The sequence below is a fragment of the Sulfuritalea hydrogenivorans sk43H genome (assembly GCF_000828635.1).
In the GTDB taxonomy this organism is placed as follows: domain Bacteria; phylum Pseudomonadota; class Gammaproteobacteria; order Burkholderiales; family Rhodocyclaceae; genus Sulfuritalea; species Sulfuritalea hydrogenivorans.
This window is the reverse complement of record NZ_AP012547.1, coordinates 887,722-904,393: the sequence shown is the minus strand read 5'-3', so window position 1 is coordinate 904,393 and position 16,672 is coordinate 887,722. Positions and strand designations below refer to the sequence as shown.

General features: G+C 63.3%; 14 protein-coding genes and 1 tRNA gene. 4 read left to right on the top strand and 11 right to left on the bottom strand.

Annotated elements, in window-relative coordinates; genetic code table 11:
- Positions 1 to 2 precede the first annotated feature (2 nt).
- The 4 genes from motB to flhD form a co-directional block, all read right to left on the bottom strand.
- Positions 3 to 941: a flagellar motor protein MotB gene (gene motB, locus SUTH_RS04435; protein WP_041097396.1), complete on the bottom strand. Its 939-nt coding sequence runs from the start codon at positions 939 to 941 to the stop codon at positions 3 to 5.
- Positions 942 to 970: 29 nt separating this feature from the next.
- Positions 971 to 1,828 (bottom strand): flagellar motor stator protein MotA, encoded by an 858-nt coding sequence (gene motA / locus SUTH_RS04430; protein ID WP_041097394.1) that lies wholly within the window; start codon positions 1,826 to 1,828, stop codon positions 971 to 973.
- 299 nt (positions 1,829 to 2,127) lie between these two features.
- The gene (flhC, locus tag SUTH_RS04425) at positions 2,128 to 2,682 is read right to left on the bottom strand and encodes a flagellar transcriptional regulator FlhC (protein WP_041097392.1); all 555 of its coding nucleotides are present in this window, start codon (positions 2,680 to 2,682) and stop codon (positions 2,128 to 2,130) included.
- 44 nt (positions 2,683 to 2,726) lie between these two features.
- On the bottom strand, positions 2,727 to 3,044 hold the full coding sequence (flhD, locus tag SUTH_RS04420) for a flagellar transcriptional regulator FlhD (RefSeq protein ID WP_041101667.1): 318 nt from the start codon (positions 3,042 to 3,044) through the stop codon (positions 2,727 to 2,729).
- Between the two features lie 388 nt (positions 3,045 to 3,432).
- On the opposite strand from flhD, the gene SUTH_RS04415 reads away from it, so the two are divergent.
- Positions 3,433 to 3,990 (top strand): NUDIX hydrolase, encoded by a 558-nt coding sequence (locus SUTH_RS04415; protein WP_041101665.1) that lies wholly within the window; start codon positions 3,433 to 3,435, stop codon positions 3,988 to 3,990.
- Here the strand turns inward: SUTH_RS04415 and SUTH_RS04410 are convergent, their stop codons facing one another.
- Positions 3,991 to 4,734, bottom strand: a complete 744-nt coding sequence (locus SUTH_RS04410) for an energy transducer TonB (RefSeq protein ID WP_041097390.1) — start codon at positions 4,732 to 4,734, stop codon at positions 3,991 to 3,993.
- 41 nt (positions 4,735 to 4,775) lie between these two features.
- On the opposite strand from SUTH_RS04410, the gene SUTH_RS04405 reads away from it, so the two are divergent.
- A complete protein-coding gene (locus SUTH_RS04405; RefSeq protein ID WP_041097388.1) occupies positions 4,776 to 5,351 on the top strand; it encodes an HNH endonuclease in 576 nt (191 codons plus the stop codon).
- 10 nt (positions 5,352 to 5,361) lie between these two features.
- Positions 5,362 to 7,647, top strand: a complete 2,286-nt coding sequence (locus tag SUTH_RS04400) for a YgiQ family radical SAM protein (protein ID WP_041097386.1) — start codon at positions 5,362 to 5,364, stop codon at positions 7,645 to 7,647.
- 52 nt (positions 7,648 to 7,699) lie between these two features.
- Here SUTH_RS04400 and SUTH_RS04395 read toward each other — a convergent pair.
- Positions 7,700 to 7,789: transfer RNA gene (locus SUTH_RS04395), tRNA-Ser, on the bottom strand.
- A gap of 61 nt (positions 7,790 to 7,850) precedes the next feature.
- Between SUTH_RS04395 and mltF the strand changes: the two genes are divergently transcribed.
- Positions 7,851 to 9,221, top strand: coding sequence for a membrane-bound lytic murein transglycosylase MltF (gene mltF / locus SUTH_RS04390; protein ID WP_171817310.1), 1,371 nt, complete (start codon positions 7,851 to 7,853; stop codon positions 9,219 to 9,221).
- Positions 9,222 to 9,227: 6 nt separating this feature from the next.
- On the opposite strand, the gene serS is transcribed toward mltF, so the two are convergent.
- The 5 genes from serS to SUTH_RS04365 form a co-directional block, all read right to left on the bottom strand.
- On the bottom strand, positions 9,228 to 10,508 hold the full coding sequence (gene serS / locus SUTH_RS04385) for a serine--tRNA ligase (RefSeq protein ID WP_041097384.1): 1,281 nt from the start codon (positions 10,506 to 10,508) through the stop codon (positions 9,228 to 9,230).
- 8 nt (positions 10,509 to 10,516) lie between these two features.
- A complete protein-coding gene (locus tag SUTH_RS04380) occupies positions 10,517 to 11,836 on the bottom strand; it encodes a replication-associated recombination protein A (protein WP_041097382.1) in 1,320 nt (439 codons plus the stop codon).
- The gene (lolA, locus tag SUTH_RS04375) at positions 11,820 to 12,389 is read right to left on the bottom strand and encodes an outer membrane lipoprotein chaperone LolA (RefSeq protein ID WP_231851097.1); all 570 of its coding nucleotides are present in this window, start codon (positions 12,387 to 12,389) and stop codon (positions 11,820 to 11,822) included. The genes SUTH_RS04380 and lolA overlap by 17 nt, the downstream gene beginning before the upstream one ends.
- 81 nt (positions 12,390 to 12,470) lie before the next feature.
- A complete protein-coding gene (locus SUTH_RS04370; RefSeq protein ID WP_041097378.1) occupies positions 12,471 to 14,798 on the bottom strand; it encodes a DNA translocase FtsK in 2,328 nt (775 codons plus the stop codon).
- Between the two features lie 131 nt (positions 14,799 to 14,929).
- Positions 14,930 to 15,625: a FecR family protein gene (locus SUTH_RS04365; protein WP_052473222.1), complete on the bottom strand. Its 696-nt coding sequence runs from the start codon at positions 15,623 to 15,625 to the stop codon at positions 14,930 to 14,932.
- Positions 15,626 to 16,672 lie beyond the last annotated feature (1,047 nt).

Genomic DNA, 16,672 nt, shown 5'->3' with positions numbered 1-16,672 from the left:
GTTTATCTGCCTGTCGCAGCGGGGACATTGATGCCTGGCGCATTGGCATCCTGCCCGGCCTCCGCATCCTCCTGACGACCATCGGCGAGAATGGCCTCTTCAGTCCGCTTGTTCAGCACAATGATGTTGATGCGGCGATTTTGCGGATTGTAGGTATCCACCTTGTCGTACAGCACGGTCGACGCCAGGCCCACCACGCGCATGATCTTGGCGTCATCCATGCCGCCCGCGACCATCTCGCGACGGGAAGCGTTGGCGCGATTGGTGGATAGTTCCCAGTTGCCGAATCCCCGATCGCCACCCGCATAGGGCTGCGCGTCGGTGTGACCGGAAAGACTGATGCGATTCTCGACCTTGTTCAGCGCCAGGCCGATCTCCCGCAGAATGACCCGGGTATAGGGCTTCACATCGGAGCTCGCCGAATCGAACATGGGCCGATTCTTGTCGTCCATGATCTGGATGCGCAAGCCCTCGGTCGTGATATCGAGCAGCAACTGGTTCTTGAACTGGCTGAGCGCGGGGCTGGCCTCGATCAATTTCTCGAGTTCGCCCTTCAAGGTCTCCAGCCGGGTCTTTTCAGCCCGCTCGTAATCGGCCTTGAGCCGTTGCAGATTGAGGGTCTTCTTTTCCGCCTCGATCGTGCCCTTTTTTACCTGGCCGTGCGTTGACGTCAGATCCCGGCCGCCACCCGTGATCACCGATGACGAGTCACCCGAGCCGGAGCCACCGCCCATCGAAACCTTGAGCGGATTCTGGAAGAACTCCGCAATGCCCTTGAGGTCGCCCTGAGAGGTGGATCCCAACAGCCACATCAGCAGGAAGAAGGCCATCATCGCCGTCACGAAGTCGGCGTAGGCGATCTTCCATGCGCCGCCGTGCGCGGCGCCGCCACCCTTCTTGATCTTCTTGACGACAATGGGCTGCTGGGTATCGTCACTCATTGTCGGTCACTCGCGCCAAGAAACAGCCTTCACTTGCCCTTGCGTGCCTTGAGGTCTTCTTCGAGTTCGAGGAAGGACGGCCGGTCGCCGGAGTACAGTACCTTGCGCCCGAACTCTACGGCCACCTGCGGCGCGTAGCCATTCATGCTGGCGAGCAAAACGGACTTGATCACCTGGAATATCTTGCCGTCTTCTTCGCACTTCTGCTCCAGCTGGCTGGCAATCGGCGCCACGAAGCCGTAGGAAATCAGAATGCCGAGGAAGGTGCCGACCAGCGCCCCGCCGATCATCTTGCCGAGTATCGCCGGCGGCTGGCCGACCGAGCCCATGACGTTCACCACCCCCATCACGGCCACGATGATGCCGAAGGCGGGCACCGCATCCGCCACCTTCGACATCACGTGCGCGGGCAGATGCGCCTCCTGGTGATGGGTCTCGATTTCGATATCCATCAGGTTTTCAATTTCAAAGGCATTCAAGTTGCCGCCCACCATCATGCGCAGGTAGTCGCAGATGAATTCCATGACATGGTGGTCATGCTGAACCCCAGGGTATTTCGAAAAAATCGCACTGCCCTCGGGATTCTCGATGTCGTTCTCGACCGACATCAGGCCCTCCTTGCGCACCTTGGAGAGAATCTCGTAGAGCATCGCCAGCAAGTCCATGTACAGCGATTTGTTGAGATGCGATCCCTTCAGCACGGTCGGCAAGGCCTTCAGGGTCGCCTTGACTGCCTTGCCGCCATTTCCGGCGACGAATCCGCCTATCGTCAGGCCGACGATCGCCAGATACTCCATCGGTACCCATAAAGCAGCCAGGCTGCCATGGACTGCGTAGGTGCCGAGAGAAGCCACCAGAATGATCACGTACCCAACGATCAGCAACATCTTGGACCCTACCCTGAACTGTTGTTCTTTTGCGAAACGATGCTATCTCGGAGCCTGCCTGAAATGCAATCATAACGGCAAACAGAGGGCTCGCGGCAATCAAAGCCAAGTTTCAACACAGGTCGAGGCCCTTGGCAGAGGATGCCGGGGCGAAACATGAATCGAAAGTCGGCGCTGAAACCACGCCGAAAAAATTCCCGTCGAGACTATGCTAAATGGAACGCGCCCCTGCCGGCTTGCCGGAGGAGCGCGTCGGATATAACTAACGAACTAGTGGAGAGCGGGTTCTGCTGCCGACCTCAAGCCGCGGCAATTGCCGCGCTGGCTGCCGCTTCGGCGGCGCGGCGCGTCTTGCCGGCGCGCGCCGGCATGTGGCACAGGCCGCAAACATAGCCACGGGTGGGATCGTAGGCGTGGGCGACGAATTCGCCGCCGCATTCGCGACACGTCGCCATCTGCAGCATGCTGGCATCGAAAAACCGCACCATGGTCCACGCCCGCGTCAGCGAAAGCACCGTGTCCATGCCGCCGCGCTTGATCTGGTCAAGGTACATCCGGTACGACTTGATGATCAGCTCCAGACCCGTCAGCTTGGTATGCGACTTGAGGAAACGGTAGTAGGCCATGAACAGCGAGGCGTGGATGTTCGGCTGCCAGGTCATGAACCAGTCGGTCGAGAACGGCAGCATGCCCTTGGGCGGCGACTCGTGACGAACCTCCTTGTAGAGCTTGAGCAGGCGCTCACGGGAGAGATTGGTCTCGGCCTCCAGCAATTGCAGGCGGGCACCCAGTTCGATCAACTCGATCGCCAGGCCAATATCTTTCGCTTCTATGATGACTGATTTGTTGCGCATGGAGAACCTCCGCAGCGTGACACTTGAATCGAATGGCAGCCTTGTCAGGCTATCGTCGCGACCGGCCTGCCGGCGGCGAGAATCGCCGCATGCAGATGCCCCACGCCGCGATCGCGCTCGTGGTTGGCAAGGAGATCGAGCAGCAGGGTGTCTTCAAAACGGAAGTTGCACAGCAGCATGTCGGAGCTGGCCATTTTCAGAACCTGGCCCGGCGTGAGGCGCCCAAGCACATCGGCAATCTCTTCGCTGATGCCCAGACGGAAAATGGCCGCTTCGCGATCCGAACGAACCATATTCTGCGCCAGCATCAGATAGGAGAGATTGACTTCCTTTATGTCGTTGTAGGTGTCGGTCGATTTCATCATGCACTCCTTGTGAGCGCCGGTCAGACCCGAATTGGAGCCCGAATCACGGCAGATGCATGATCACACAGGGCATGACAACAAAGAAATCAATGGAAAAACCAATCTGTTGTAAGAATTAGATAGAACACCTTTGTAAGTAAAAACCTTACAAAGGTAGAATAACTTATTGTTTATGAACAATATAATCCAACAAAACAAGCACTCCGAGAAGATCTGCCACTATTAACCTGAAAAAATAAATATCCGCTAAACAACAAGGTAGAGGGCTGAGCTTCAGTGAAGTCTCAGGTTTATTGTGACAGGCGCAGGCCCGAGTCGGCGTGCCCGTGGTTTTCGTCGCAAGAGTGCGTGCGTCGCACGCTAGAATGGCCGCATGGATCCGGCAATGAACTTCTGCAGCGTTTGCGGCGCCCCCGTTGCGCTGAAGGTGCCGGCCGGCGATTCGCTACCGCGCCATGTGTGCGATTCGTGCGGGGCGATCCACTACCGCAATCCCCGCCTGGTCGTCGGGGCCATTCCCGAATGGGAGGATTCCATCCTGCTTTGCCGCCGCGCCATCGAGCCGCGCTACGGCAAATGGACCTTGCCAGCCGGCTTCATGGAGAACGGCGAAACCGTTGCCGGCGCGGCCATGCGGGAAACCCTGGAAGAGGCCTGCGCCCGCATCGAGCTGGGCGACATGTACACGCTGATCAGCGTGCCGCACATTCACCAGGTGCATGTGGTCTATCGCTCGCGACTGCTCGACCTCGACTTTGCCCCCGGGGTGGAAACCCTTGAGCTGCGGCTGTTCCGGGAAGACGAGGTCCCGTGGGACGAAATTGCCTTCCGCACCATCGGCATCACCCTCAAGCACTACTTTGCGGATCGTCGCGCCGGCCAGTTCCGGTTTCATACCGAAGACCTGACCGTTGCGCCCAGGCACCCGACACGGATTGCCTGATTACCCGTCGTCCAGATTGAAAACCACCGGCAGCACTATCGCGAACGCCTTGCCACGCAAGCTTTCGGGCAGGCGCGCGCGCAGGGCGCCGGCGTCAATCATGGCCAGCGCCGCCCGATCCAGCAGTTCATGCCCGCTGGAACGGACAACGGTGGCGGCACGCGGCCGGCCGTCGCGGCCGACTTCGACGCGGATGTCGGCGGTTCCGGCCCAGCCGGAAGCCATCGCCTGCGCCGGATAGCGCTTGAAGCGCCTGGCCTGGGTGGCCACCGCGAGGCGATAGCCGCGCAGGCCGTCCACCGCTTCGCCGGACGCGCTGGCTTCCGTCATCAGGGCGCCCTCGGCCGCTCCCGCCGCGGCCGAAAGCGACGGCGGCAGGTTTGTGGCAGCGGCGGACTCGGGCTCGGCCTGCGATTTCACCGGCGGAGCCGTCGGCGCAGCCACCGGCGGAACCGAATCCTGGCTGGCCTGCTCTAATACTGGTTGCCGCTGTTTGCTTGCCGGCGCGCCAGGAGTCGGCGCTGGCGCCACGGCGCGCGGTGCCGGCTTTTCCGTCGGTATGGGCTCCATCGGCCTCCGCGGCGGCGGTTTCAGCGTGGCGTGCAGAATCGCAGGTGCATCCCGGGTCAGCACGCGCGTGTTGCCGGGCCAGAGTATCGCCAGGTGAACCAGCAGCGAGGCAACGATGGAATAGCGTAGCCGCCGCGCTGCTAATTCCCTCGTATCCGAGCTATCAAAAGTCATCGCGCTCTGCTAAATTCTCGCCAATACAGGATTCTATAGAGATGAATCGCCATCCGCTGATCCTTACCCTCGACCAGCACGGAGTTCCCCACCGCTGGGTGAGTTGGCAGCACGCCTGCATTTACGTCGCGCGCGATCTGGTCGCCTGGGACGCGGGGGATACTCATTTCACCTTCTACGGCGGCACCAATCGCGTCACCGGCGAGCGTTCCGAACTGGCCACCAGCAGCATCATCGCGATTCGCGGCAAGGCCCTCTCGGGCAAGTCCCTGCATCCGACCCCGCCGCTGTCCAACCGCGAACTGTTCCATCGCGACCGACACATCTGCGCCTACTGCGCGCGCGAGTTCACCTCGCAGCGACTCACCCGCGACCACATCCTGCCGGTCTCGCAGGGCGGACGCGACACCTGGATGAACGTGGTCACCGCCTGCCGGCATTGCAACCAGACCAAGAGCGGACGCACCCCGGAACAGGCTCGCATGGAGCTGGTCTATGCGCCTTATGTACCCAACAAGGCGGAATACCTGATCCTCTGCAACCGCAACATCCTGGCCGACCAGATGGACTTCCTGGCCCGCCACGTTCCATCCCAAAGCCGCGTCCGCGCGGCCTGATTCTCCCGACATGGCAACCACCACCGTGGCGGCGAAGCCGCTGACCTCCTATCGCAAGTACTGGGCGCTGCGCTTCGGCCCGGCGCCCTTCCTGCCCATGTCGCGCGCCGAAATGGACGCGCTGGGCTGGGACGAATGCGACATCATCCTCGTCACCGGCGACGCCTACATCGACCATCCCAGCTTCGGCATGGCGCTGGTCGGCCGCCTGCTCGAAGCGCAGGGCTTTCGCGTCGGCCTGATCAGTCAGCCGGACTGGCTCTCGTCCGATGATTTCAAGCCCCTGGGCAAGCCGAAGCTGTTCTTCGGCATCACTGCCGGCAACATGGATTCGATGGTCAATCGCTACACATCCGACCGCAAGATCCGCTCCGACGACGCCTACACGCCCAACGCCGCGCCCGACCGCCGCCCCGACCGCGCCGTCATCGTCTATTCGCAACGCGCCCGCGAAGCCTTCCCCGACGTGCCGCTGGTGATCGGCGGCATCGAGGCGAGCCTCCGCCGCATCGCGCACTACGACTACTGGTCGGACAAGGTGCGGCGCTCGATCCTGCCGCATTCGAAGGCCGACCTGCTGCTGTTCGGCAATGCCGAGCGGGCGTTGGTGGAACTCGCCCACCGCCTGGCCAAGGGCGAAAAGATAAGCGAGATCCGCGACCTGCGCGGCACCGCCTTCATGGTGCCGCATGGCTGGCTGCCGGGGCCGGAGTGGGCCGCAGCGGATTCGACGACCGTGGATACGCCGGGGGCGGTACATCCGCATCCCGATCCCTACGCAATGGAAGCTGCGGCACCAAGAGTCGGCGCTGGCGCCACGGCGATTCGCATCGTTTCCAAGGCCGAGCGGTTGGCGAAGACAAAGGAAGCACGCGCCCACACCGCGATCCGTCTGCCATCCCATGAGCAGGTGCGTGACGACCCGGTGCTCTACGCCCACGCCTCGCGCACCTTCCATCTCGAATCCAACCCCGGCAACGCGCGCGCCCTGGTCCAGGCCCATGGCGAAGGCGCCAGCCGACGCGACCTGTGGCTCAACCCGCCGCCGATTCCGCTGAGCACCGAGGAAATGGACCACGTCTTCGGCCTGCCCTATGCCCGCGCGCCGCACCCGCGCTATGGCGACGCGAAAATTCCGGCGTGGGAAATGATCCGCTTCTCGATCAACATCATGCGCGGCTGCTTCGGCGGCTGCACCTTCTGCTCGATCACCGAGCATGAGGGACGCATCATCCAGAGCCGCTCGGAAACCTCGATCCTGCACGAGATCGAACAGATCCGCGACAAGACGCCCGGCTTCACCGGCGTCATTTCCGACCTCGGCGGGCCGACCGCCAACATGTACCGCATGGCCTGCCGGAGCCCTGCGATCGAGTCCTCCTGCCGCCGGCTGTCCTGCGTCTTTCCGGGCATCTGCGAGAACCTCGGCACCGACCACGCACCGCTGATCTCGGTCTATCGCAAGGCGCGCGCGCTGCCCGGCATCAAGAAGATCCTGATCAGCTCCGGCCTGCGCTACGACCTCGCGGTGCGCTCGCCCGAGTATGTCAAGGAACTGGTGACGCACCACGTCGGCGGCTACCTGAAGATCGCGCCAGAGCACACCCAGGAAGGCCCGCTGTCGAAAATGATGAAGCCGGGCATGAGCAGCTACGAACGCTTCAAGCAGATGTTCGACAAGTTCTCGAAGGAAGCCGGCAAGGAGCAGTACCTGATTCCGTACTTCATCGCCGCGCACCCGGGCACCACCGACGAGGACATGCTGGAACTGGCGCTATGGCTGAAGAAGAACGGCTTCCGCCTCGACCAGGTGCAGACCTTCCTGCCGACGCCGCTGGCCATCGCCACCGCAATGTGGCACACGGAGAAAAACCCGCTGCGCAAAGTCACGGCCGATTCCGAAAGTGTTGCCGTGGTGCGCGGCGGCAGACAGCGAAAGCTGCAGAAGGCCTTCCTGCGCTACCACGACCCCGCCAACTGGCCCCTGCTGCGCGAGGCGCTCAAAGCCATGGGCCGCAGCGATCTGATCGGGCCGGGCAAGCGGCACCTGATCCCGGCCTGGCAGCCGGCGGGTACTGCAACGGCGTCAGCGCCGCACAAGCCAGGACAATCCGCACACGTCGACAAGCGTCCGCAGAAGTCGGCGCTTGCCGGCCCGCGAAGCGGAATCCCCGGCAGACAGAGTCCGACACGGCGAACCACGCCTGCCGCTCCGGCCAAACCCGGCAAAGCCCCACCGGCACGCCGTCACCCGGACGTGCCGCGACATCCGCTATCGCGCCGCAAGGGCGGCTGAAGGCGGACTTTGCGTCTGCATACCGAGGGGAATTACCGGGGGTAGAATCAGGTGGCGGAGAGGGTGGGATTCGAACCCACGGATGCCTTGCGACATCGCCTGATTTCGAGTCAGGTACATTCGACCACTCTGCCACCTCTCCGCGAGGCGCGGATTATACCCGCGAAGCGGCCGTCGGGCACAGGATGCACGGAGGGAAAGCGTTGTCGACACTGCTTCGCCTGATCTGTTGTCTTGCCTTGGCCTGTCTGGCGGCCTGCACGCGCATTGATCCGCCCGAAGCCGAAGGCCGGCTGGTCGTTGCAGTGCGCGAAACGCCGGCATTTTTCCGGCAGGAAGGCGAGACGGCGAGCGGCTTCGAGCATGATCTGGTTACGGCCTTTGCCGACAGCCTCGGGCTCAAGGTGCGCTTCATCAAGGCCGCGGACTCCCAGGAGCTGAACGACCTGGCGCTTGCCGGACGGGTGCATCTGGCGGCATCGATGCCGCTGGGCAACAGCCAGTTGCAGTATTCGACGCCGATCCGCAGTCTCAACCAGTGGATTGTCGGCCACAGCGATGCCCTCGGACCCGAAAAAATGTCCGACCTGGCCGGCCAGACCGTCGAGGTCATCGCCGGTTCGCCGCTGGCGGACACCCTGCGCGGACTGGACGAGAAATCACGCCCGATCGTCGTCGAAGTGCCCGGCGTCAACGAAATGGAACTGCTCGAACGTGTTGCCGGGCGCAAGACGGCGCTGGTCGCCGTGCATGGCATCCATCTCGATCTGGGCGTCAACTTCCATCCGGAATTGGAGCCCCTGCTGCAACTGCCGGGCAAGCTGGAATTCGGCTGGGCCTTCGGCGGCGAAAAGGCCGGCGAACTGCGCGCCAGGGCCGATGCCTTCATTGCCGCGACCCGCGCCGACGGCACCCTGGCGCGCATCCATGACCGCTACTTCGGCCACATCAAGCGCATCAATGCCGAAGGAATTGCAAAATTCCTCGACGACACCCGCAGCAAGCTTCCCAACTGGCGCCGCCATTTCCAGTCGGCGCAGGATCTCTCCGGCATCGACTGGCGCCTGCTGGCCGCACTGGCCTATCAGGAATCGCATTGGGATCCGCTGGCCACCTCGCCCACCAACGTGCGCGGCATGATGATGCTGACGGAGGACACGGCCGATTACCTGCGCGTCAAGAACCGCCTCGACGCGAATGAGAGCATTCGCGCCGGGGCGCGCTATCTGGCGGAACTGATGGAGCAGATACCCGACGCAAAGGACCCGGACCGCCTGTGGCTCGCACTGTCGGCCTACAACCTCGGCATGGGCCACTTTCGCGGCGCGCGATCGATCGCCAAGAGCATGAAGCGCGACCCGGACGTCTGGTACGACATGAAGCAGGTGCTGCCGCAGCTGGCGCGGCCGGAAATCTACGCGCGGCTGAAAAGCGGCGCCGCGCGCGGTGGTGAAGCCGTGATCATGGTGGAAAACATCCGCAGCTACTACGACATCCTGAGCCGCTTCGAACCTGCCTACTCCTCGCCCTACCCGGTGCAGTCGGCGCTCAGCGTCAACGCAAGCCCGCGCTGATCCGCACTACGCGGCGCTGATCTTCTCCACGCCGCCCATGTAGCCACGCAGCGCAGCCGGTACCGTGATGCTGCCGTCTTCGTTCTGGTAGTTCTCCAGCACCGCGACCAGCGTGCGGCCCACCGCGAGGCCGGAGCCGTTCAGGGTATGCAGCAATTCGGGCTTGTTCTTTTCATTGCGGAAGCGGGCCTGCATGCGGCGCGCCTGGAAGGACTCGAAATTGGAGCAGGAGGAAATCTCGCGATAGGTGTTCTGCGCCGGCAGCCAGACTTCGAGGTCGTAAGTCTTGGCCGCGGAAAAGCCCATGTCGCCGGTGCACAAGGCGACCTTGCGGTAGGGCAGTTCGAGTTTCTGCAGCACGGCCTCGGCGTGGCCGGTGAGTTGCTCCAGCGCGTCCCACGACTGATCGGGCCGCACCATCTGCACCAACTCCACCTTGTCGAACTGGTGCTGGCGGATCATGCCGCGCGTGTCCTTGCCGTAGCTGCCGGCTTCCGAGCGGAAGCAGGGCGTGTGGGCGACGAACTTGAGCGGCAGTGTTTCCGCGGCAAGAATCTCGCCGCGCACAATGTTGGTTACCGGCACTTCGGCGGTCGGAATCAGATAGAGCTTGCTGCCGTCGCTGCGCGGGACCATGAACAGGTCCTCCTCGAACTTGGGCAACTGGCCGGTGCCGAACATGCTTTCGGGATTGACCAGGTAGGGCGTGTAGACCTCGGTGTAGCCATGCTCCGTGGTGTGCAGGTCGAGCATGAACTGGGTCAGCGCACGATGCAGGCGCGCGATCTGCCCCTTCATCACCGTGAAGCGGCTGCCGGAAATCTTGACCCCGGCTTCGAAGTCCAGCCCGCCCAGCGCGGTGCCGAGATCGACGTGATCGCGCGGTGCGGCGATGGCGCGCGGCGTGCCCCAGCGCAGGATCTCGACATTGCCGGTTTCGTCACGGCCAGTCGGAACGCTCTCGTGCGGCAGGTTGGGAATCAGTTCGAGGAAGGTATCGAAGCGCGGCATCAGCTCCGCCAGCGCCGTCTCGCCGGCCTTCAGCTCGTCGCCCAGCCCCGCGACCTCGGCCATCACGGCGGAGGCGTCTTCGCCCTTGCCCTTCAACATGCCGATCTGCTTCGACAGCGTGTTGCGCTTGGCCTGCAGGTCTTGCGTGTGCACCTGCAGACGTTTGCGCTCGGCTTCGAGCGCTTCGAAGGCCGCGGTGTCGAGCGTGACGCCACGCAAGGCCAGGCGCTCGGCAACGAGGGGAAGATTGCTGCGGAGAAGTTGGATGTCCAGCATGGTGTTTCCTATCGAGTCTTTGCGGCTTTGGCATCCAGCTCGCGCAGATGGGCAAGTTTTTCGGCGATCTTCTGTTCCAGCCCGCGCGCCACGGGTTGGTACCAATGCACCTTGGGCATCCCCTCGGGCAGGTAGGTTTCCCCGGCGGCGTAGCCCTCGGCTTCGTCGTGGGCGTAGCGGTAATCGGCGCCGTAGCCGAGTTCCTTCATCAGCTTGGTCGGCGCGTTGCGCAGGTGTTCGGGCACGCCGCGGCTCTTGTCCTTCGCCACAAACGCGCGGGCCGCATTATAGGCGACGTAGGCCGCGTTCGACTTCGGCGCCACGGCCATGTAGAGCACGGCATTGGCCAGCGCCAGTTCGCCTTCCGGGCTGCCCAGGCGTTCGTAAGTGGCGCAGGCATTCAGCGCGATCTCCCAGGCCCGCGGGTCGGCCAGGCCGACGTCCTCGATGGCCATGCGCACGATGCGCCGCCCCATGTAGAGCGGATCGGCGCCGCCGTCGAGCATGCGCACCAGCCAGTACAGCGCGGCATCGGGGTCGGAGCCACGCACCGACTTGTGCAGGGCCGAGATCTGGTCGTAGAAGGCGTCGCCGCCCTTGTCGAAGCGTCGCAGGTCGGCGGCCAGAGTCTGTTCCAGAAAGTCGGCGCTGACGACACGGTGACCGGCGGTGGCGGTGGCCGTGCGCAGTTGCTCCAGCACGTTGAGCAGGCGCCGCGCATCGCCGTCGGCGTAGCCGATCAGACGGTCACGCGCCTCGGGGTCGAACTCCAGATCGGTCAACGCTTGTGACTGGGCGCGATCGAACAGTTCGCCCAGCTCGGCCTCGTCAAGGCTCTTCAGCACATAGACCGAAGCCCGCGACAACAGCGCGGAATTCACTTCGAATGACGGGTTTTCGGTGGTCGCGCCGATGAAGGTGACCGTTCCCTTTTCGACGTAGGGCAGGAAGGCGTCCTGCTGCGCCTTGTTGAAGCGATGTACTTCATCGACGAACAGTATCGTGCGCCGGCCCTGCTGCGCCATGACCTCGGCCTGCTGCATCGCCTCGCGGATATCCTTGACGCCGGAGAAGACCGCCGACAGCGCGACGAACTCGGCGTCGAAACTGTCCGCCATCAAGCGCGCCAGCGTGGTCTTGCCGACGCCCGGCGGGCCCCAGAGGATCATCGAATGCGGCGTCCCGGAAGAAAACGCCAGACGCAGCGGCTTGCCCTCGCCCAGCAGATGGCGCTGGCCGATCACCTCGTCGAGCGCACGCGGCCGCATCTGCTCCGCCAGCGGCGCATGCGGGTTCGCCGTCTCGAACAGATCAGTCGCCGACAACATCGGCCCCGGCCGGTGCGACGAAGCGGAACAGCCCGGCCCCCAGCACGGGGTTGGCCTCGAACTGGGTGAAGCGCAGCACCGTCACCTGACCGAAGCTGTCGTGGATTTCCATGCTCATCGGCCGGTTGGCGGCGAAACCGATTTTCATTCGCTCGAAGCTCGCGTCGCCGCCCTTCGGCCTGGCCTCCACGAATTCGAGGCCATCCGCCGCGATGCCCTCCTTGAGTTCGAAATGCTTGTCGAGATCCTGCCCCGCCAGCAGCGCAGCCGGGCTGGCGCCAAAGGCCGAGCCGAGCTTCTTCACCGCGACCTGGTTGAGTTCCGGATCGTAACTCCATAGCTTGTTGCCGTCGCTGACCAGCAGCTGCTTGTAGGGCTTTTCGTAGGACCAGCGGAACTTTCCGGGGCGCTGCAGGGCGAAGATTCCCGCAGATTGTTGCGGCTTGCGCCCCGACTTGGCAATCACTGTTTGCGCAAACACGCCGCGCGCGCTGCGGTTGGTTTCGAGAAAGTTCTTGAGCTGGTCGAGGCCGGTAGCCTGGACGGGAGTCAAAAACCCATAGCCGCAGAGGGCAAGGAGGACGGAGCGGAAAACCTTCATCCGGGGATTATCGCAGCCCCACGCTTGCCGTGCTCACTCCTGACGATTTGGCGCAATCACCTCGCGGCCGCCCGCGCCATTCATGGGCGTGACCAAGCCGGCCTTTTCCATGGCTTCGATCAGCCGTGCGGCGCGGTTGTAGCCGATGCGCAAATTGCGCTGTACCAGCGAGATCGAGGGCCGCCGCGTTTTCAGCACGACTTCGACGGCCTGGTCGTACATCGGGTCGGCTTCGGCATCGCCGGCCGCCGTGTCGTTACCTTGGCCAGCGCCGACTCCCGAGTCCTCGCCGGCCGGACCGTCGAGCAAGCCCTCGACATAGTCGGGTGGCCCGACCTTCTTCAGGTGATCGACGACGTGATGCACTTCATCGTCGGCGACAAAGGCCCCATGCACGCGGATCGGCAGGCCGGTGCCCGGCGCGAGGTAGAGCATGTCGCCCTGGCCGAGCAGCGCCTCCGCGCCCATCTGGTCGAGGATGGTGCGCGAATCGATCTTGCTCGATACCTGGAAGGCGATCCGCGTCGGAATGTTGGCCTTGATCAGGCCGGTGATCACGTCGACGCTGGGCCGCTGCGTGGCGAGGATCAGGTGGATGCCCGAGGCCCGCGCCTTCTGCGCCAGGCGCGCGATGAGTTCCTCGATCTTCTTGCCCACCACCATCATCAGGTCGGCCAGCTCGTCGATCACCACCACGATATAGGGCATGGGCTCCAGCGGCTCGGGGCCGATCTCGGTATTGGCCGTCAGCGAGAAGGGATTCGGGATGGACTCGCCGGCCTTCTTCGCTTCGTTGATCTTGCTGTTGAAGCCGGAGAGGTTGCGCACGCCGAGCGCCGACATCAGTTTGTAGCGCCGCTCCATTTCGCCGACGCACCAGTGCAGCGCGTTGGCGGCCTTGGTCATGTCGGTCACCACCGGCGCCAGCAGGTGCGGAATGCCTTCGTAGATCGACAACTCGAGCATCTTCGGGTCGACCATGATCATGCGCACGTCCTTCGGCTCGGACTTGTAGATCAGCGAGAGGATCATCGCATTGACCCCGACCGATTTCCCCGAGCCCGTGGTGCCCGCCACGAGCAGGTGCGGCATCTTCGCCAGATCGACCACCACCGGCTGGCCGCCGATATCCTTGCCCATGGCCATCGACAGCGGCGAATGCATGCCGTGATAGGCCTGCGAGCCGATGATCTCCGACAGGCGCACGATCTGCCGCTTCGGGTTGGGCAGTTCCAGCGCCATGCAGGATTTGCCGGGCACGGTCTCGACCACGCGGATCGATACCAAGGAGAGCGCGCGTGCCAGGTCCTTGGCGAGGCCGACGATCTGGCTGCCCTTGACGCCCACCGCCGGCTCGATCTCGTAGCGCGTCACCACTGGGCCGGGATGCGCGGTCAGCACCTTGGCCTCGACGTTGAAGTCGGCCAGCTTGCGTTCGATCAGGCGCGAGGTGAATTCCAGTGTCTCGGCTGACGGCAGATCCGCCGGATTGTGCGAGGGCTCGGCCAGCAAATGCAGCGGCGGCAGCGCGCCGCCCGGCGCATCGAAAAACAGCGGCGCCTGGCGCTCCTTGTCCGCACGGGCCACGGCCTTGGCGGCGACCGGCACCATCGCTTCCACCGGCTCGATCCGGATCGGCGGCGGCGGATTTTCCTCGACCTTGCGGCGTTCCGTTTCAACCACCACTTCGCGCTGCTCGGCCACCGCGCGCCCGTAACGACGATCCTGCCAGCCGTCCCACAAGCTGCGCACGCCGACATAGACGCCTTCGAGCAAGGTACCGCACTTCTCGGCAATCGTTATCCACGAAGCGCCCGTGAACAAACTGAAACCGATCATCGCCAACGCCAGCAGAACCAGTGTACCGCCGGTATAACCCAGATACTGTGTGATCTGGCGACTGACCTCGACGCCGAGCATGCCGCCGGGCATCAGGGGCAGCGCTATCTTCAGGCTCCAGAAGCGCATGGCCTCAAGGCCGCAACTGGCCAGCAGGAGCAGGGCGAAGCCAGACAGGGCAATCAACAGGGGACGTCTGTCACCGCCAAACAGGTGGCTCAGTCGATGGTAGCCCCACATCAGCAGGAAGAACGGCAACGCCACCCACCACCAGGCGGAGAGCCCGAACAAGTACAGCAGAAGATCGCTCAGCCAGGCGCCAAATTTCCCGCCCGGATTGGCGATGCGCTCAACCGTGGCGGCATGCGACCAGCCGGGGTCGGTCCGCTCGAAACCCCACAAGACCAACCCCAGATAGAGGCCGACGAGGCCGACCAGCAGCCAGCGCGCCTCATGCACCAGCAAGGCGATCTTTTCGGGCAGCGGAGTCGAAACGGATTCAGGCGCGCTGATAGCACTCATGGCAGGGGGCCAGGCCTCGATTCAAGCCGGACCGGAATGACGGACACTGCCAAATTATGGCTGCCCGTCGGGGCGCCCAAACCGCAAAAAGCCGCCCAAGTCGGGTCCTGTTCCACCCTTGCGACAGGGTGTCAGTCGCAGACTCCCCTGTTCTTGCCGCCCGAGGTGACGGTTTCAACCAGGGACGCCTGCGGAATCGAGCCCAGGCCGGGATCGCCCGGCAGCAGTTTGGGCATCAGATTGGCGGCGGCAATGAAGCCGAACTGCCCGGCCGAGAGGGACAGGGAACCTGCACCGTTGGCGACCAGTACTTCGCCATCGCGCACGCTGACATAGACGCCGGGCTCCTGGCTGTCGTCTTCGCCGCCCTCCTTCTTGCAACGGCCGGTCTTGCAGTCATCCACGTCGAATATCGTGCCGCGAATGCCGATCGTCGCCGTCGTCGTGTTCATCTTGTAGGCATCCTGGTCGCCGCGCTTGCTGATGAGGCCCGATACGGCGCGAATGCCACCCTTCAACAAGCTGAATACCGCGTTGTCCTCCTGCGGCCTGGCTTCAACAAAGGTATAGGCGGCCACGGTGAACTGGGTACTCGGCTTCAAGGTAATGGTCGCGCCGTCCTTGAACTTGATTTGCGCGTAGCTGTCCTTCTGCGTTTCCAGCGTGTCGCCGGGGATGACCTCCGACTTCATCGAAAGGATCCGCGTCGAACCGTCGGCCCGCTTGACCGAAAGCGTTCCCGAAAGCTGGATAATCGTGCCGTTGGCGAAAGCGCTGCCTGCAATCAGGCAAGCCAGTGTCGCAAGAATGGTGCGAATGGTTTTCACGATGATCTCCTTAGCTGCATTGTCCTGCGGTCCTGCGCTTGAAGTTGCCCTGATCAGCGGCGCCGCGCCGGCTCTTGGTAATCGTCTCGGTATTGATCGAGAAATTGATATAGCCCAGCAGCGACTCGTCGATCCCCATCGGCGCCCGCGACTTGACCAGCGCATCTGCATAGCCCGTCATGTCGGTAATCAGCGTCAGGGCTCCGCCATTGGTGAACTTGTAGCTGATGGGATAGTCATTGGTGGTCACGGGATTGTCGAACACGTCGTAAATGCCCGACCCCTTGCCGCCGGCGATGATCAGGCCGCCGTCGATGCCCGAGCCCAGCACCGCGGCGATGGCGCCATCGGGATGGGTGAAGGTGCCGGAGCCGCCGATGGTGAACTTGATCGGCCCGGCGTTAAGGATGCTGGCTGTCGCCAGCAGGGTCGGGGAAGATGACGGCGTACTGCCCGCAACCACGGCCACATTGCCTCCGGTCTTGATCTCCAGCGGCAATTCCGGATCAAACACCGCCATCGCGGTAGCCTTGGTTCCGGCTCCCGTAATTTTTCCGCCTGTCAGGATGAAATCGCCGGTGACATCGACGGTCTTGCCCGACTTGACCAGCACAATGGCGCTTGCGTTGGCCTCGCCACCACCCGTCAGGTTGGCCGTTCCACCGTTGACGCGGAAATTCCCGCCGACCTTCAGCTTGAGTTCGCCCGCGGTCAGGAAGGCGTTGGCCTGTGCCTGTGCCGTCGAAGCGTTCGAAGTTGCCGTGCCACCACCCATGGTGAAATTGCCGGTGGTGGTAATGGACAGCAATCCGCCGGCCTCGATGACTACATCATTTTTCAGATTCTGGCCGGCTCCCGCGGCGGTCGTGCCGCCCGAAATAGTCAGGCTCGCCGCGTTGAGCGTTAGATTACCGCCGGCCTTGATGGTGAGGTCGTTCGACTGCCCGGCCGTGCTGCCACCACTGAACGTCACGGAATTCGCAAAGTTGAAATTGAGGTTTCGACCCAGCACCTTGCCCGGACCCGAAATCGAAATGGCGCCCGTCG

What these genes read in the sequence shown, in the direction of transcription:
- motB (WP_041097396.1), bottom strand. Translation starts at nt 941, where the DNA reads ATGAGTGACGATACCCAGCAGCCCATTGTCGTCAAGAAGATCAAGAAG.
- SUTH_RS04380 (WP_041097382.1), bottom strand. Translation starts at nt 11,836, where the DNA reads ATGTTGTCGGCGACTGATCTGTTCGAGACGGCGAACCCGCATGCGCCG.
- motA (WP_041097394.1), bottom strand. Translation starts at nt 1,828, where the DNA reads ATGTTGCTGATCGTTGGGTACGTGATCATTCTGGTGGCTTCTCTCGGC.
- serS (WP_041097384.1), bottom strand. Translation starts at nt 10,508, where the DNA reads ATGCTGGACATCCAACTTCTCCGCAGCAATCTTCCCCTCGTTGCCGAG.
- SUTH_RS04400 (WP_041097386.1), top strand. Translation starts at nt 5,362, where the DNA reads ATGGCAACCACCACCGTGGCGGCGAAGCCGCTGACCTCCTATCGCAAG.
- flhD (WP_041101667.1), bottom strand. Translation starts at nt 3,044, where the DNA reads ATGAAATCGACCGACACCTACAACGACATAAAGGAAGTCAATCTCTCC.
- SUTH_RS04405 (WP_041097388.1), top strand. Translation starts at nt 4,776, where the DNA reads ATGAATCGCCATCCGCTGATCCTTACCCTCGACCAGCACGGAGTTCCC.
- SUTH_RS04415 (WP_041101665.1), top strand. Translation starts at nt 3,433, where the DNA reads ATGAACTTCTGCAGCGTTTGCGGCGCCCCCGTTGCGCTGAAGGTGCCG.
- flhC (WP_041097392.1), bottom strand. Translation starts at nt 2,682, where the DNA reads ATGCGCAACAAATCAGTCATCATAGAAGCGAAAGATATTGGCCTGGCG.
- SUTH_RS04370 (WP_041097378.1), bottom strand. Translation starts at nt 14,798, where the DNA reads ATGAGTGCTATCAGCGCGCCTGAATCCGTTTCGACTCCGCTGCCCGAA.
- SUTH_RS04410 (WP_041097390.1), bottom strand. Translation starts at nt 4,734, where the DNA reads ATGACTTTTGATAGCTCGGATACGAGGGAATTAGCAGCGCGGCGGCTA.